At 70.5% G+C, this 16,843-nt stretch carries 12 protein-coding genes and 1 pseudogene; 6 read left to right on the top strand and 7 right to left on the bottom strand.

Going from position 1 to position 16,843, the window contains the following annotated elements; genetic code table 11:
* The first annotated feature begins 99 nt into the window (after positions 1–99).
* Together ACWEIJ_RS23955 and ACWEIJ_RS23950 are read left to right on the top strand one after the other, a co-directional pair.
* A complete protein-coding gene (locus tag ACWEIJ_RS23955) occupies positions 100–675 on the top strand; it encodes a pyridoxamine 5'-phosphate oxidase family protein (RefSeq protein WP_449839436.1) in 576 nt (191 codons plus the stop codon).
* A 51-nt stretch (positions 676–726) separates the two neighbouring features.
* A pseudogene (locus tag ACWEIJ_RS23950) lies at positions 727–1,216 on the top strand (pyridoxamine 5'-phosphate oxidase family protein); the annotation flags it as partial.
* Here ACWEIJ_RS23950 and ACWEIJ_RS23945 read toward each other — a convergent pair.
* Positions 1,208–2,494, bottom strand: coding sequence for a M20/M25/M40 family metallo-hydrolase (locus tag ACWEIJ_RS23945; RefSeq protein ID WP_449839435.1), 1,287 nt, complete (start codon positions 2,492–2,494; stop codon positions 1,208–1,210). The pseudogene ACWEIJ_RS23950 and the gene ACWEIJ_RS23945 overlap by 9 nt on opposite strands.
* A gap of 15 nt (positions 2,495–2,509) precedes the next feature.
* On the bottom strand, positions 2,510–3,337 hold the full coding sequence (locus tag ACWEIJ_RS23940; protein WP_449839434.1) for a M55 family metallopeptidase: 828 nt from the start codon (positions 3,335–3,337) through the stop codon (positions 2,510–2,512).
* A 45-nt stretch (positions 3,338–3,382) separates the two neighbouring features.
* Here ACWEIJ_RS23940 and ACWEIJ_RS23935 point away from each other — a divergent pair, with 45 nt between their 5' ends.
* From ACWEIJ_RS23935 to ACWEIJ_RS23920, 4 genes are read left to right on the top strand one after another with little or no spacing between them, the layout of a single operon-like run.
* A complete protein-coding gene (locus tag ACWEIJ_RS23935; RefSeq protein ID WP_449839433.1) occupies positions 3,383–5,134 on the top strand; it encodes an ABC transporter substrate-binding protein in 1,752 nt (583 codons plus the stop codon).
* A complete protein-coding gene (locus ACWEIJ_RS23930; RefSeq protein ID WP_449839432.1) occupies positions 5,135–6,085 on the top strand; it encodes an ABC transporter permease in 951 nt (316 codons plus the stop codon).
* A gap of 8 nt (positions 6,086–6,093) precedes the next feature.
* Positions 6,094–6,918: an ABC transporter permease gene (locus ACWEIJ_RS23925; protein ID WP_449839431.1), complete on the top strand. Its 825-nt coding sequence runs from the start codon at positions 6,094–6,096 to the stop codon at positions 6,916–6,918.
* A gap of 5 nt (positions 6,919–6,923) precedes the next feature.
* Entirely contained in the window at positions 6,924–8,882 is a 1,959-nt protein-coding gene (locus tag ACWEIJ_RS23920) for a dipeptide ABC transporter ATP-binding protein (protein ID WP_449839430.1), read from the top strand.
* 683 nt (positions 8,883–9,565) lie between these two features.
* Here the strand turns inward: ACWEIJ_RS23920 and ACWEIJ_RS23915 are convergent.
* The 5 genes from ACWEIJ_RS23915 to ACWEIJ_RS23895 all read right to left on the bottom strand — a co-directional run bounded on the left by ACWEIJ_RS23915 (position 9,566) and on the right by ACWEIJ_RS23895 (position 16,602).
* A complete protein-coding gene (locus ACWEIJ_RS23915) occupies positions 9,566–12,289 on the bottom strand; it encodes a BTAD domain-containing putative transcriptional regulator (RefSeq protein ID WP_449839429.1) in 2,724 nt (907 codons plus the stop codon).
* A 78-nt stretch (positions 12,290–12,367) separates the two neighbouring features.
* The gene (gene ligD, locus ACWEIJ_RS23910; RefSeq protein WP_449839428.1) at positions 12,368–13,240 is read right to left on the bottom strand and encodes a non-homologous end-joining DNA ligase; all 873 of its coding nucleotides are present in this window, start codon (positions 13,238–13,240) and stop codon (positions 12,368–12,370) included.
* Entirely contained in the window at positions 13,230–14,672 is a 1,443-nt protein-coding gene (gene ligD / locus ACWEIJ_RS23905; RefSeq protein ID WP_449839427.1) for a non-homologous end-joining DNA ligase, read from the bottom strand. The genes ligD (ACWEIJ_RS23910) and ligD (ACWEIJ_RS23905) overlap by 11 nt, the downstream gene beginning before the upstream one ends.
* A complete protein-coding gene (ku, locus tag ACWEIJ_RS23900; RefSeq protein WP_449839426.1) occupies positions 14,673–15,494 on the bottom strand; it encodes a non-homologous end joining protein Ku in 822 nt (273 codons plus the stop codon). It abuts the gene before it with no gap.
* Between the two features lie 130 nt (positions 15,495–15,624).
* Entirely contained in the window at positions 15,625–16,602 is a 978-nt protein-coding gene (locus tag ACWEIJ_RS23895) for a tyrosine-type recombinase/integrase (RefSeq protein ID WP_449839425.1), read from the bottom strand.
* Positions 16,603–16,843: the final 241 nt, after the last annotated feature.

Below are 16,843 nucleotides of genomic sequence, written 5' to 3'. Positions count from 1 at the left end.
AGTAGAACTACGCGTCGCTCAGGCCGTCCCGGCCGGAGCTGGTTCAGCACCTGGGATTCACGGCTGACAGGTTCCGCCGGGCCGTCGATACTGCGGATCATGGGTAAGGACTACGAGCGGATCGAGCCTCGGCTGTGGGAGTTCATCGAGAGCCAGAAGGTGTTCTTCGTGGCCAGCGCGCCGCTGGCCGGTGACGGGCACGTCAACCTCTCGCCCAAGGGCCGTGAGGGCACGTTGCGGATCCTCGACGACCGCACGGTGGCCTACCTCGACTTCGGCGGCAGTCACGCCGAGACGATCGCGCATCTGCGGGAGAACGGCCGCATCACGTTGATGTGGTGTTCGTTCGAGGGCCCGCCCACCGTCCTGCGGATCCACGGGCGTGGTGAGCCGGTGTTCCGCGACGACCCGCGGTTCGCCGGGCTGGTGGCGGGGTTCGGTGACGCGGACGGGCCGGCGTTGCGGGCGGTGATCGTGGTGACGGCGGAGCTGATCTCCGACTCGTGCGGGTTCGCGGTGCCGTTCATGGACTACCGCGGCGAGCGCGAACTGCACGCGGACTACTTCGGCCGCAAGTCCGACGAGGAGTTCCGCGAGTACACCGGTAAGAAGCCGTACAACCAGGCGAGCATCGACGGTCTGCCCGCCGTTCCGCTGCCGTTGCCGCCCCGCTGAAAATCTTGGCGCGGGATGTGGAGAACAGCGGGCCGGCCGCGTCCCGGTGGCATGACGACAGAAGAGATCGCCGAGGTCCTGAACCGCCCGCTGAGCCGTGAGCTGCTGGCCCGTGACCTGGCCAGGCTCGCGTACGTGGCCAAGGACGGCACGCCGCGCTCGATCCCGATCGCGTTCACCTGGAACGGCGAGCAGGTCGTGCTGTGCACGTCGAAGAACGCGCCGAAGCTGCACTCGCTGCGGGCGAACCCGGTGGTGGCGCTGACTTCTCGACTCCGAGGTGCACCCGCCGAAGATCCTGCTGATCCGCGGCACGGCCGAGCTGGACCCGGTCGACGGCATCCCGGAGGAGTTCCTGCGGATGAACGGCAGCTACGAGATGTCGGCGCGGCAGCGGGTGGAGTGGGAGCGCGAGGTGCGCTCGCTCTACGACGACGGCATGGTCCGGATCGTGATCACGCCGACGTGGGCGAAGCTGATCGACTTCGAGACCACGTTGCCGACGCCGGTGCAGGAGCTGGCGCAGCGGCGGTCAGCTCGACAGGAAGCGGTCCAGCACGCGGACGCCGAACTCCAGGCCTTCGACGGGGACGCGTTCGTCGACGCCGTGGGCCATGGCGCGGTAGTCGAACCCGGCCGGCAGCGACAGCGGCGCGAACCCGTAGCAGTGGATGCCCAGGCGGCTGAACGCCTTGGCGTCGGTGCCGCCGCCCAGGCAGTACGGCACGACGACCGCGTCGGGGTCCTCGTCGCGCAGCGCCTCGGCCATCGCGGCGAACCACGCGGTGTCGACGGGTGCTTCCACGGGCGGCTGGTGTTCGAGGAACTCGCGGGTGACGCCGGGTTCGAGCAACGCGTCGATGGTCGCTTCGAGCTCGGCGACCGTGCCGGGCAGGGTGCGGACGTCGAGCTGCGCGGTGGCGGTGCCGGGGATGACGTTCACCTTGTACCCGGCCTGCAGCATCGTGGGCGTGGCGGAGCAGCGCACGGTGTTCTCGACGAGCTTGGCGGCGGGTCCGAGGCGGGCGATGGTGGCGTCGACGTCGTCGAGATCCACTTCCACGCCGAGTGCCTTGGCCGCGCCGACGAGGAACGCCTCGACCGTGGGCGTCAGGCGCACGGGGTGTTCGTGGGCCGCGATCCGCGCCAGTGACGTGACCAGGGCGGTCACGGCGTTCTGCGGGTTCTTGCGCGATCCGTGGCCCGCGCGGCCCACGGCGGTGAGCTTCATGTGCGACGTGCCGCGCTCGGCGGTGCCGACCGGGTAGAGCCGCACGCCGTCGGCCTCGAAGGAGAACCCGCCGGACTCGCTGATCGCGGCCTGCACCCCGGCGAAGTGGGCGGCGTGGTGCTCGACGAGCCAGTGCGCGCCGTGCGCGCCCTGGTCCTCCTCGTCGGCGACGAACGCCAGCACCACGTCGCGGCGCGGCCGGCGGCCCTCGGTGTGCCAGCGGTGGACCACGGCCAGCGTCATGGCGGCCATGTCCTTCATGTCGACCGCGCCGCGGCCGTGCACGAACCCGTCGCGGATCTCGCCGGCGAACGGGTCGAAGCTCCACTCGCCCGCGTCGGCGGGCACGACGTCGAGGTGGGACTGGACCAGCACGGCGGGCAGCGACGGGTCGGTGCCGGGGATGCGGGCGAGGACGTTGGTGCGGCGCGGCGCGGGTTCGAGCAGGGTGGTCGGGACGCCGTTGTCGTGCAGGACTTCCGCGACGTGTTCGGCGGCCTCGCGTTCGCCCGCGCAGTCGCCGCCACCGCGGTTGGTGGTGTCGAAGCGGATGAGCTGCGCGCACAGCTGCGCCACGTCCAGCGTCATGCCGTCACCCTACGGTCAGCCGTAGATGCCTTCGATCGCCCCCGCCGCGACGTGGGTGACGACCTTGAACGCCTTCATCGCCTCGGTCATGGACGCCGCGTCGAACCCGACGCGGCGGGGGCCGGTCAGCTCGACGGTGGGCACGACGGCGGCGGCGTCGGCCAGGTGCGTGGCGTCGAACTCGACCTCGACGCGGTGCGCCGACACGGCACCCTCTGATCGTCCGGCGGCCGCCATGGCTGTGGTGGCGGCCTCGGTGATGCGTGCGTGGGCCACGGCGGGTGGCAGGCACACGGCCGCGTAGCGCGACACGCACTCCTTCACCGCCACGAGTTCGGCGTGTGGCGCGTAGGCCGCCGCGTCGGCGCAGGTGAGGTCGTCGCCGGTGACGAGCAGCACCGGCACCCCGTGCTCGGCGGCCAGGGCGGCGTTGAGGCGCCCTTCGGAGGCGTGCACGCCGTCGAGCCACACGCCGGTGATGGAGTTCTCCAGGTAGGTGTGGGCCAGGACGCCGGGTGCGCCGGCGCCGGTGTGGTAGCCGAGGAAGACGACCCCGTCCACGCCGGTGTCAATGCCCTGCATCATCGACAGCGGTTTGTGGCGGCCGGTGAGCAGGCGCGCGCCGGTGTGGAGGTCTTCGAGCAGGAGGTTGCGCTGCGACGAGTGCGCCTCGTTGACGATCACCTCGCTCGCGCCGCCCGCGACCAGCCCTGCGACGCAGGCGTTGACGTCGCCGGTGAACAGCCGCCGGAACCGTTGCCACTGCTCGGTGCCGGGCACGACGTCCCCGGTCCAGGTGACTCCGGTGGCGCCTTCCATGTCCGCCGAGATCATGATCCGCACAGCTGAGTAACGTAGCGGTGGGCTGCTGGGGAAGAGGGGTATTTCGTGCGTGTGAAAGCGTGCGCGTTGCTTGCAATAGCAACGACACTGGGGCTGCTGACACCACCCGCCACCGCTGCGGGGCCGGTGATCCTCAAGGTCGCGATCGTCCAGCAGATCGACTCGATGAACCCGTTCCTGGCCGTGTTCCAGTCGAGCACCGAGGTCGGCCGGTTGATGTACGACTCGCTGACCGCGTACGCGGCCGACGACCAGCGGGTCACCGAGGGCATCGCGAACAAGTGGGAGTCCTCGGCGGACAAGCTCACCTGGACGTTCACCGTCCCGGACGGCAAGAAGTGGTCCGACGGCCAGCCGATCACCGCGCAGGACGTCGCGTTCACCTACAACCTGATGCTCACCAACGAGGTCGCGCGGACCGCGAACGGCGGCTTCGTCGCCAACTTCTCCTCCGTCACCGCGCCCGACGACCGGACCGTGGTGATCAGGACGAAGGCGCCGCAGGTGACGATGCTGGCGCTGGACATCCCGATCGTGCCCAAGCACGTGTGGGAGAAGGTCAGCGACCTCAAGAACTACGCCAACGACCAGATGCCGGTCGTGGGCTCCGGCCCGTTCGTGCTGACCGAGCACGTGCCGGGGCAGTTCATCAAGCTCAAGGCCAACAAGAACTACTGGCGCGGCGCGCCGAAGTACGACGAGCTGCACTTCGTGTACTTCCAGAACTCCGACGCCGCGGTGCAGGCGCTGGCCAAGGGCGAGGTCGACCTGGTCAACCGGATGGCCCCGGCCCAGTTCGACTCGCTGGCGGGCAAGGACGGCGTCACGCGCAACAAGGCGCAGGGCCGCCGGTTCACCGAGCTGCTGATCAACCCCGGCGCGCAGACCAGGACCGGTGAGCCGATCGGCAACGGCAACCCGGCGCTGAAGGACGTGCGGGTGCGCCGGGCGATCGGGCAGGCGATCGACCTCGACGCGCTGGTGCAGCGGGTGAGCCTCGGGTACGCGGAGAAGGGCTCCGGGCTGGTGCCGCCGGTGTTCGGCAAGTGGCACTGGGAGCCGGACGCGCAGCAGCTGCGCAAGTTCGACCCGGCCGCCGCGAACGCCGCCCTGGACGCGGCGGGCTATCCGCGCAAGGACGGCACCCGGTTCACGCTGCGGCTGATCGGCCGCTCTGGCCGGGCCTACGACGAGCAGGCCTCGGAGTACCTGAAGCGGTCGATGAGCGATGTGGGCATCGGGCTGGACGTGCAGATGGTGTCGGACAACCAGCTCAACGAGATGACCACGGCGGCGACCTACGACCTGGCGTTCTCCGGCTGGGCGACGAACGTGGACCCGGACTTCGTGCTCGGCCTGCACACGTGCGCGCAGCGGCCGGGCGCGGACGGCAAGGGCGGCACCACCGACGCCTACTTCTGCGACGAGACCTACGACCAGCTCTACGCGCGGCAGCTCTCGGAGTTCGACGAGGCCAAGCGGGTGGAGATCGTCAAGCAGATGCAGGCGCGGTTCTACGACCAGGCGCCCGCGGTGGTGCTGGCGTACGAGAACGCGCTGGAGGGCTACCGGTCCGACCACTTCGCGCACTTCACGACGCAACCGGCGCAGGGCGGCGTGATCATGGCGCAGAACGGCGTGTGGGGCTACTACCAGGCCGAACCCGCTGTCCGGCCCGAACGCTCCTCGCGCGGGTGGTACGGGCTCGGGGCGTTCGCGGCGGCACTGAGCGCGACGGTGATGGCGATCGTGGTGGCCATGCGCCGGCGCAGCGCCACGGCCGGGGAGCGCGAGTAGGTGCGGCTGGTCGGTCGGCTCGCGGGTGCCGCGCTCAGCCTGGTGATGGTCGCGGTCCTGGGCTTCTTCCTGTTCCGGGTGGTGCCCGGTGACCCCGTGGTGTCGATGACGCGCGGGCGGCCGACCACGGCGGCGATGCAGGCCGAACTGCGGGCGCAGTTCGGCCTGGACCGTCCGCTGCACGAGCAGTTCTGGAGCTACTTCACGGCGTTGCTGCGCGGTGACATGGGCACGTCGTTCACGTTCCGCCGGCCGGTGTCCGACGTGATCCTGGAGCGGCTCGGGCCGACGCTGCTGCTGGTCGGCACGGCGACGGCGATCGCGGTCGGGCTGGGGTTGTGGCTCGGGGTGCTGGCGGCGTGGCGACGCGACTCGGCGTTCGACCGGGCCACGACGGGGGTGTCGCTGACGTTGTGGGCGGTGCCGACGTTCTGGCTCGGCATGCTGCTGATGATGGCGACCGGCGACCTGTTCCCGTCAGGGGGCATGCGCGACACCGACACGCCGCCGGACTTCCTCTCGCAGGCCCTCGACGTCGGCCACCACCTGGTGCTGCCGTCGGTCACGCTGGTCGCGGTGGTGTGCGCGGAGTACGTGCTGGTGATGCGGTCGTCGTTGCTGGAGGAGCTGCACGCGCCGTACCTGACGACGGCGCGGGCGAAGGGCCTGCGCGACGACCTGGTGCGGCGCCGGCACGCCGTGCCCAACGCGGTGCTGCCGGCGATCACGCTGGTGTTCCTGCGGTTCGGGCTGGTGGTGGCCGGGGCGATCACGACCGAGACCGTGTTCTCGTGGCCGGGGCTGGGATTGCTGTTCTACGACGCGCTGACCGGCCCGGACTACTTCCTGCTGCAGGGGTTGCTGGTGGTGACGGCGGGCGCGGTCGTGGTGATGAACCTGCTGGCCGACCTGCTGCACGGGGTGCTGGATCCGCGGGTGAAGGTCGTATGAACGGTGGCATGAGCAGGTTTCTCGCGCATCGGGCGGGCGTGGCCGGTGCCGTGATCCTCGCGGCCGCCGCGCTGGCCGCCGTCCTCGCGCCGCTGCTGATCCCCGCCGACGCCCTGGACGTGACACGGGTGACCGACGCGCCGTGGCAGCCGCCGGGTGCCGGGCACTGGCTGGGCACCGACCACACCGGGCGGTCGGTGGCGCTGCTGGTGGTGCAGGGCGCGGGAACGTCGTTGTTCGTCGGGCTGACCGCGGCGGTGCTCGCGGTCGGCATCGGCACGCTGGTCGGGGTCCTGAGCGGTCATTTCGGCGGGCTGGTGGCGGGTGCGTTGCTGCGGGTGACGGACTTCTTCCTGGTGCTGCCCGCGCTGGTGCTGGCGATCGCGCTGTCGACGGTCCTGCCGCGCGGGCTGGGCACGATCGTGCTGGCCATCGGGCTGACGAGCTGGCCGTCGACGGCGCGGATGGTGCGGGCGCAGACGCTGACGATCGAGGCGCGGCCGTTCGTGGAGCGGGCGCGGGCGCTCGGCGGCGGGCACGGGCACGTGATCGGGCGGCACGTGCTGCCGTCGGTGCTGCCGTTGGTGCTGGTCAACGCGACGCTGGCGGTGGCGTCGTCGATCGTGGCGGAGTCGACGCTGGCGTTTCTGGGCCTGGGCGACCCGACGCGGATCTCGTGGGGCGCGATGCTGCACCAGGCGCAGCTGCACGGGGCGGTGCCGCAGCGGGCGTGGTGGTTCCTGTTGCCGCCGGGGGTGGCGATCGTGGTGGTGGTGCTGGCGTTCACGCTGGTGGGGCGGGCGCTTGAAGCCGTTGTGACGCCGAAGAGGTGACCGGGTTGCTGGAGCTGAGGAACCTCACTGTCCACTACGGACCCAAGCGGGTCGTCGACGGCGTGGACCTGACGCTGGCGCCGGGGCAGACGCTGGGGCTCGCGGGCGAGTCGGGGTCGGGCAAGTCGACGGTGGCGATGTCGGTGCTGCGGCTGCTGCCGAAGTCCGCGCGGGTGGACGGCGAGATCCTGCTCGACGGTGAGGATGTACGGACGATGTCGTGGGGCCGGTTGCGGGCCGTGCGGTGGGCGTCGGCGTCGATCGTGTTCCAGGGGGCGATGCACTCGCTCAACCCGGTGCGGCGCGTCGGGGAGCAGATCGCCGAGCCGATGCGCCTGCACGGCACGCCCGGCAGCGTCCGCGAGCTGCTGGCGCAGGTGGAGCTGCCGCACGACAAGGCGCGGGCGTATCCGCACGAGCTGTCCGGCGGGCAGCGGCAGCGGGTGATGATCGCGATGGCGCTGGCGTGCTCGCCGCGGCTGGTGATCGCGGACGAGCCGACGACGGCGCTGGACGTCGTGGTGCAGGCGCAGGTGCTCAAGGTGCTCAAACGTCTCGTGGCCGAGCAGGACCTGGGGTTGCTGATGATCAGCCACGACCTGTCGGTGCTCGCGGAGACGTGCGCGGACCTCGCCGTGATGCACCGCGGTGAGCTGGTCGAACGCGGGGCGACGCGCGCGGTGATCGCGAACCCCCGGCACCCGCACACGGCAGCCCTGACCGCCGCTTTCCCCACGATCGGCGACCCCGCGTCCCGTCTGGCCGACCCGGCAGACGCCACGCGGGGACCTTCCGTACTCCAGGACCGCACACCGGGCCCCCGCGCGGACCCAGCGGAGGGCACGCCGGGACTCCGCGTAGAGCCCACAGAGGGCACGCGGGGAGCTTTCGTACTCCAGGACCGCACGCCGGGCCCCCGCGCGGACCCAGCGGAGGGCACGCCGGGACTCCGCGTAGAGCCCACAGAGGGCACGCGGGGAGCTTTCGTACTCCAGGAGCACACGCCGGGTCCCCGCGTGGAGCCAGCAGACGCGACGTGGGGGGCTTCCGTGCCGCCGGAACGCACGTCGGACCTCCGCGTGGAGCCGGCGGACGCCGCGCGAGAAGGTTCCGTGCTCCAGGAGCACACGTCGAGTCCCGGAGTGGCGCCCGCGGAGGGCACGCGGGGAGCTTTCGTACTCCAGGAGCGCACGGGAGGGCCCCGCGTGGCGTCGGCGGAGCCGTTGCTGCGGGTGCGGGGGCTGGTGGTGGACTACGGTCGGACGCGCGCGGTCGACGGGGTGGACCTGGAGGTCGGGCGCGGCGAGATCGTGGCGCTGGTCGGGCAGTCCGGCTCCGGCAAAACGACACTGGCTCGTACCATAATGGGGCTGCGGAAACCGTCCTCCGGTCGGGTGATCTTCGACGGCGTCGAGGTGCCGCGCAACGGCAAGGCGCTCAAGGCGTTCCGGCGGCAGGTGCAGCTGGTGCTGCAGGACCCGGCGAGCGCGCTCAACCCGCGGCACACGGTCCGTACAGCGGTGGCCGAGGGACTGCGGGTCCACGGCATTCCCGATGACGAGGAATCGCAGGTCACGGCCGCTGTGGAACGGGCAGAGCTGCGTCCCGCGAACCTCTACCTGGACTCGCTTCCGCACGAGCTGTCCGGGGGCCAGCAGCAGCGCGTGGTGATCGCCGGCGCACTGGTGCTGCAGCCCCGGTTGCTGGTGGCCGACGAGCCGGTCGCGTCGCTCGACGCCTCGGTGCGCGGGGAGATCCTGGCGCTGCTGCTCCGGTTGCGGCGTGAGCTGGGCCTTGCTTCATTGATCATCACGCACGACCTCGGGCTGGCGTGGCAGATCGCCGACCGGGTCGCGGTGATGCATCAGGGGAAGATCGTGGAACAAGGCTCGGTGGAACAAGTGCTGCTCAACCCTTCTCACGACTACACGCGCGCCTTGCTGCACGCGGTACCTCAGGTCTGACGTGATCCCGATCGAACACGCCCGCTATCGGGCGGCGCTGACGCCTGCCGAGATCGGGCGGGGCGGGGCCGACGGCTGGGTGGATGTCGACGACGTGCCGACGCTGGCGTGGCTGGCGTGGAACGACCTGGGCCGCCCGCCAGGAGTCCTGGGCGAACTGGCGGAGGCCACCGAACCGGAGCACGTGCTCGCGTTGTGCCGGATCCTCGCCTCGACCTCCCGCGCGGACACCGCGGCGGTGTGGCGGTACTTAGCCGCGGACTGGGAACGCACGGGGGAGCGTTCCGACGGCAGGCAGCGTTTTCTGCTCGACCGTGCGACACGTGGTGAGGGCATGAACTGGCGCGACTTCTCCGCCCTGATGGGCACCGACCGGCCTGAGGACGTCGACGCGGCGTTCGACCGCGGCGAGGACATGGTCGGCGTCTCGGTCATCGGCTTGTCGTTGTCCTACCCCGACCCGTGGGTGACGCTACGGCGGGTCGCGCGCGCGTTGGATCACAACCGCATCGAGGTCCGCAGGCAGGGCGCGACGGCGCTGGCGCACGTGGCCCGGTTGCACGGGGTGGTGTCGCGGGAGTGCCTGGAGGTGCTGCGCCGGCACCCGAACGAGGTGGCCGAGGACGACCTGTGGACGTTCATCCCGCACCACAAGCTGCCGGCGTGGCTGTGGTGGCGGCGGCTCAGGACGCGGGCAGGGCGTCGAGTTCCGCGCGCACGGCGGTCTCGGTTAGTCGGTTGCGCTGGACCGCGGCCCGCCGCAGCGCGTCCTCGAAGTGCGCGCGGGCCTGCCGGTGCTCGCCCGCGGCCCTGGCGATCCGGCCGCGCTGCACGGCGATCTGGCAGCGCATCTCGTCCGGGCTGTACCAGCCGCCCGGGGTGAGGTCCCAGGCCTGGTCGCAGTGTGCACGGGCGGCCCCGTGGTCACCGCCCAGCCGGGCGAGCTCGGCCAGGCCGAGGTGCGCGCCCGCCTGCACCAGCGGTGCGCCCGCGCGGCGGGCGAGGGCGAGCGCGAGGTCGAAGTCGGCGCCGGCCCGGTCGAGGTCACCGCCGGCGAGGTGGGCGTGGGCGCGGCCGGCGACGGCCTCCGCGGTGTCCTCGGTGGCGCCGAGCTCGTCGAGCAGCCGGCGGGCGCGTTCGACGTGCGCCAACGCGCCGGCGGTGTCACCCGAGGCCAGGGCGATCTCGCCGAGCTGGTTGAACGCCAGTGCCGCACCCCACCGGTCACCGACCTCGCCGAACGCCGCGGCACCCCGTTCGAGCAGCTCGGCACCACCCTCCGGGTCGCCCGCCATGCGTTTGATCAGGCCGTCGCCGACGAGGTCGAGCGCGGCGCTCCACGGGTCGGTGCCCAGCAGCCGGGCGCGGCGGTGCCAGGCCTGGGACTCGTTCTCCGGCGCGCCCAGCGCCATGCCCCACATCATGGTCGTGATCGGGTAGCGCGGCGGGGCGTTGAACGCGGCGAGCAGGTCGTCGGCCTGGCGGATGCGCGCGGTCTGGTCGCCGGTCGCGACCGGCCAGGCCAGCAGCAGGCACAGCGCGTACTCCTGCTCCCGTCCCGGCGGCGCGGTCTCGCCGCACGCGCGCAGGACGGCGTCGGCCTGCTGGGCGGCTTCGGTGCGCAGACCGCGGCACCAGTAGTAGGTGGCCAGCGCGGCGACGAGCTCCAGCGCCAGATCGAGGTCGTGCGCGGTGGCCCAGGTGACGGCGGCGACGAGGTTGTCGTGGTCGGCGGCGAGCGCGGTGAGCCACTCGACCTGTTCGTGGGCACGCAGGTGCGGCTCGGCGAGCTGAGCGCGGGCGAGGAACCAGCGGGCGTGGCGGCGCGCGAGGTCGGGTGCGTGGGCCGCGCAGAACGCCCGGATCGTGTCGAGCATGCGATAGCGGTCGCCGACGGTCTCCACGAGCGACTTGTCCACCAACGACGTCAGAGTGTCCACATCGGACCCGGTGACCTCGGTCGCGGCGTCGAGCCCCGCGCCACCGTGGAAGACGGTGAACCGGGCGGCGAGGTCGCGTTCGGCGTCGGTGAGCAGGTCCCAGCTCCACTCGACCACCGCGTGCAGGGTCCGGTGGCGGGGTGCGGCGGTACGGCTGCCCTTCGACAGCAACCGGAATCGGTCGTCGAGCCGGGCCGCGATCTCGCTGAGCGGCAACGACCGCACGCGTGCGGCGGCGAGCTCGACGGCCAGCGCGATGCCGTCCAGCCGGCGGCACACGTCGGCGACGAGATCATGATCGGCGGCGAACCCCGGCCTGACCGCCTGAGCGCGGTCCAGGAACAACCGGGTGGCGGCATCCGCGTCCAGCGCCGTGACCGGGCTGAGCGTCTCACCGGTGACGCCCAGCGCCTCACGGCTCGTGGCCAGCACCCTCACGTCCGGGCACGCGGCCAGGACCCCGCCCAGCACACGGGCGGCCTCGTCGACCACGTGCTCGCAGTTGTCCACGACCAGCAACGCACGCCGACCCGCCAGCGCCGCGTGCAACCGGTCCCGCACCCCGAGAGCACCCGCGGACAACAGCCCGGCCTCGCGGACCCCGACGCCGTCGAGCAGCGCCCGTGCCACGTCGGTGGTGGCGCTGAGGTCCACGAACGCCACCTCACCGGGCTCGCGATGAGCGATCTCCACGGCCAGGCGGGTCTTGCCGGTGCCGCCGGGACCGATGAGCGTGACGAGACGGTTCTCCTGCAACCACTTGGCGACCCGGCGCAGGTCGTCGTCGCGGCCGACGAAGCTGGTGAGCTGCGCCGGCACGCCACGATGCGGCGCCTCGGCCCGCAGCACCTCCAGATGAGCCTCGGCCAGCACGGGGGAGGGATCGACACCGAGCTCGTCCGCCAGCAGGCCCCTGCCCCGCGCGAACACGTCGAGCGCGTCGGTCTGACGGCCGTCACGGTGCAACGCACGCATCAACGCGGCCCGCACGTCCTCCCGCAACGGATGCCGCGCCAGAACCTCACGCAGCTCGTCGGTGCTACCGCCGGCCAGCACGCACTCGATGTACACCCCGGTCAGCCGCTCCCGCGCCTCGTCGGCGAACGGCGCGTCGACATCGGCCAGCGCCGGACCGCGCCACAACGCCAGCGCCTGCACACCCCGACCCGCCGCGAGCAGCTCCCGACACCGGTGCAGGTCGACCTCAGCAGGCCCGGCGACCAGGCGATACCCCGCGGCGTGATGCTCGATCACCAACCCCGGCACGGCTCGGCGCAACCGCGACACCTGCGACTGCAACGCGTTCGCCGCCCCGGCGGGAGGCCGCTCGTACAAACCGCCGATCAACCGGTCGTGCCCCACGATCCGCCCGGCGTCGAGCGCGAGCATCGCGATCAGCGCACGCTGGCGCGGCGCCGCCACCTCCACACCACCGACCTGCACCGGACCGAGCACCCCGAACCTCACGGGCGGTGATTCTTCCCGAGTTCCAAGATCCACAAGACCGGAACCGGCTCCGAACAGGTCGTCCACCGACGCGTCGGCTCACCCTCCGAACAGATCACCCGCCGAGCCCACCCGCTCCAGCACCTCGTCCGCCGTGAACACCAGGTCCTCCACGACCTCGCAGTCCTCGACCTCGTCCCACGTCACCGGCGTCGACACCGTCGGCCGCTCCCGCGCCCGCAACGAATACGGCGCCACCGTCGTCTTCGCCGGGTTGTTCTGCGACCAGTCGATGAACACCTTCCCGGTCCGCTGCGCCTTCGCCATCGTCGCCACCACCAGCTCCGGCATCTCCTTCGCCAACCGCTGCGCGACCGCCTTCGCGTACTCAGAGGTGTCCTTCGCCGGGGCGTACGCGTACACCTGCATGCCCTTGTTCCCCGACGTCTTCGCCCACGCGTCCACACCGTCGTCGTCCAGCACCGTCCGCACCTGCTCAGCGACCCGGCAACACTCCACCACCGTCGCCGGCGCACCCGGATCCAGGTCGAACACCAGCAGATCCGGATCCCGCTTGCCCCCGCGCGGCCCCACCGTCCACTGCGGCACGTGCAACTCCAGCGCCGCCAGGTTCGCCAGCCACACCAACGTCGCCAGCTCGTCCACCATCACGTAGTTGACCGTCTCGTTGCCCCGCGAACTGCCCGGCGACTCCAGCCGCATCGTCCGCACCCAGTCCGGACGGTGCTCCGGCGCGTTCTTCTCGAAGAACCACTTCCCGTCCACACCGTTCGGATACCGCTTCAACGTGACCGGCCGGTCCTTGAGATGGGGGAGCAGCACCGGAGAAACCCGCGTGTAGTAGTCGATGACCTCGCTCTTGGTGAACCCGAACTCCGGATACAACACCTTGTCCAGGTTCGTCAGCTTCAACACCCGGCCCTCGACCCGCACAGTTGCGTCACTGCTCAACGCGGCGCACCTCCTCGGGCGACTTGTCCGGCCGCAACCCCCGCCACGCCGGAAACCGCATCCGCCCGTCCGGCGTCCACTGCCGGAACACCACCTCCGCCACCAGCTCCGGCTCCACCCACTTCGCGCCCTTCGCCCGTTCCCTCGGCATGTCCGTCACGAACGGCGACGTCCTGCGCGCCAACGCCTTCAGCCGCGGCGTCAACACCGCCAGCTCCGCGTCGTTGAACCCGGTACCCACCGAACCCGCGAACGCCAACCCGCCGTCCTGCGGAATACCCAGCAACAACGCACCGATCACCCCGGCCCGCTTGCCTTCACCCATCCGCCAGCCACCGATCACCACCTCCTGCGCCATCAGGTCGGTGATCTTGCGCCACACCGGCGACCGCACACCCGGCTGATAGGCCGAATCCAGCCGCTTGGCCACCACCCCCTCCAGCCCCTGCTCCCGGCTCGCCGCCAGCACCGCCGCACCATCGGAGTCGTAGGACGGGGGAGTCAGCCAGTTCGGGCCCTTCAGCTCCAGCTCTCTGAGCAGCTCGCGACGTTGACGAAAGGGCAGCTGCACCGTCGACCGGCCGTCCAGGTGCAGCAGATCGAACAACAGAAGCGTGATCGGATACTGACGAGCAGCCCTGCGCGCCGCCTCGGACTTGCTCACGTGCATCCGGTTCTGCAACGCGCTGAAACTCGGCCTGCCGTTCTGCAAGGCGACGATCTCACCGTCGAGGAGAGCCTCCGTGGACCCGAGCTGCTCACCCACACCCTGCAACTCCGGATAAGCCACCGTGATGTCGTTGCCCAGCCGCGACCACGCCTGCACCCGCCCACCCTCGACCCGCAGGATCGCCCGCACACCATCCCACTTGAACTCATAAGCCCAAAGATCATCATCATCGTGGGGGAGAGGACCCGGCACCGCCAGCATCGGCTTCACCAGCTCCGGCAACGCCACCCAGTCCGGCCGCGCCGGCGCGTGCCGACGCTTCACCATCCAGTTCTTCCCGTCCCCACCCGACCGGAAGAACACGAACTGACCCTCGACCCGATGCCCCCGCAACACCACGTCGACCTCGCGGTCCGACCACTTCACCGTCTCGTACCGGCCGCGGTCCCAGATGAACATCTCCCCGCCGCCGTACTCACCCTTCGGGATCCTCCCCGAGAACTCCGCGTACTCCAGCGGATGATCCTCGGTGTGCACGGCCAGCCGGACCACATCCGTCGTAGGCGGCAAACCCTTCGGCACCGCCCACGACACCAACACACCACCACGCTCCAACCGCACATCCCAATGCAGGCTGCTCGCGTGATGCTCCTGAATCACGAACGTGTCGTCATTACCCCTCGGCAACTCGTCAGCACCAGGCACGGGCTCCGGCGTCCTCGCCGGATCCCGCTTGCGCCGGTACTCGTCGAGCCCGGCCATCTACGCCGACGAAGCCTTCTTCTTGGGCGGAGCCTTCTTCGCACCCTTCCGCCCGGCCTTCGCCTTCTCCACACTGCGCTCCAGAGCCGTCATCAGATCAATGACATCGCCCTTGTCCTCAGCCTCAGGCTGCTCGGGCAACTCCGCACCCTCCGCCTTCGCCGCGATGACCTTCTCCAGCGCATCCCGGTAGTCGTCGGTGAACGTGTCCGGATCGAAGTCACCCGCCATCGACTCCACCAGCGACGTCGCCATCTTCAACTCCTGCGGCCGCACCTCCACGTTCTGGTCCAGGAAGTCGAACTCCGCCTTGCGGATCTCGTCCGGCCACAACATCGTGTGCATCACCAGCACGTCATCACGCGCCCGAATCGTCGCCAGCGTCTCCTTCTGCCGGATCGTGATCTTCACGACCGCCAGCTGACCCGTCTTCACCAGCGCATCCCGCAGAAGAACGTACGGCCGCGCCGCCGCCTTGTCCGGCTCCAGGTAGTACGTCTTCTGGAAGTAGATCGGATCGATCTCCTCCGCCGGCACGAACTCCAGGACGTCGATCGACTTGTCCGTCTTCACCGGCAGCTTCTCGAAGTCCTCGTTCTCCATGATCACCATCCGGCCGTCGTCCAACTCATAGCCCTTGGTGATGTCGCCGTACTCCACCTCGTTGCCGCACACCGAACAGACGCGCTTGTACTTGATGCGCCCGCCGTCCTCCCGGTGCACCTGGTTGAAACGGAAGTCGTGCTCCTCGACAGCCGTGTAGAGGCGCACGGCGATCGTCACCAACCCGAAGGAGATGGCCCCACGCCACACGGATCTCATTCTCATTGGGTACCCCTGAAATGCGGTTTTCGCACTATCAGGTCACCCACTTGGCCTAACGATCCGGCAACTGAGCGACCCCCGGCTTCCGATGCCTGCGCCGAGAGTGCCGTGCCGCGGTCGAGCGCCGCTAGATGTCCCTCAGCGCCCGATACGTTCGATTGCTCGCCACCGCCGCCCGCCGCTCCCGCGCCGTCGCCTCGATGTAGTTCTGACTCGTCGCCAAACTCGCATGCCCCAGCAACGCCATGATCTCGCTCGCCGACGCACCGTCCTCGGCCAGCCTCGTCGCGAACGTGTGCCGCAACGCGTGCAGATTCGCCCCCGTCGGCACCCGGTCGTTCAACCCCGCCCACCGGAAACACGACTTCACCAGGTACTCCAGCCCACCCCGGCCGATCGGCTCACCATGACGATCCCGCAGCAACGCGCTGTCCCGGTCGAACCGGCCCTGCGGAAAACGCCGCCGGCAACTCTGCAGGTACGCCTCCACGATCCGCTCCATCGGCGGCTCGATCGGCACACTCCTGTCCCGGTTGCCCTTGCCCTTCACGTGCAACCGGCGATCACCCTCCCGCCCGACGATGCTCGCCAGCGTCAGAGTCCGCATCTCGGCACTGCGCAGCCCCGCCACCAGCCCCAGCGCGATCACCAGCACGTCCCGCTCCGGCCACGGGTCACGCCCCTTCCGCGCACCCTCCGCGGCGGCCGTCAGCAGCTGCTCGGGCGTGTCCTCACCCCGCAGCGGCTTGGGCACGAGCGGAGGGGTCTTGGGACGGGCGACGGCGCCCATCGGGTTGCCCGCGATGAGGTCCTCGGCCACGCAGAACGTCAGGAACTGGTTCCACGTCGACCAGGCCCGCAGCACGGAGCTCTTGGCGTGGGTGTCGGCGAAGAGCCCGAAGGCCTGCCGGAGGTTGGCGCCGGTGAGGTGGGCGGTGGTGAGGTCCTCGACAGGGGAGTGGAGCGTCTCGGCCAGGAGTGTGTTCACCCCGGCGAGATCGCGCTGGTAGGCCGCTGTCGTGTGCGGCGAGTCCTTGCGCGTCCGGCGGGCGAGGAAGAAGGCGTCCTGAGCGGCGAGCACGTGCATATGGATCTTGTACCGCACAGCACCGACAATCCCGTGCGCCGTGCTGGATAATGGCGATTATGCATGAAATGTCCGTTTCGCCCGAAGTTCGTCAGGCGCTGCGCCGGGTGGCGTCACTTGTCGGGGATCGTGAGCGTAATGGCGCGCCCCTGCGTACGTCTCACTGACGAAGTCGTCGGTGTCGACCGCGCTCCGACATCGCCGGTGTTGAGGGTGTTGTGGCGTCTGCAAGGGCGGCCGGCCTGCCCGCGGGTGGTGC

Source organism: Lentzea sp. NPDC004789, assembly GCF_053601075.1.
This window is presented reverse-complemented; position numbering and strand designations above follow the sequence as displayed.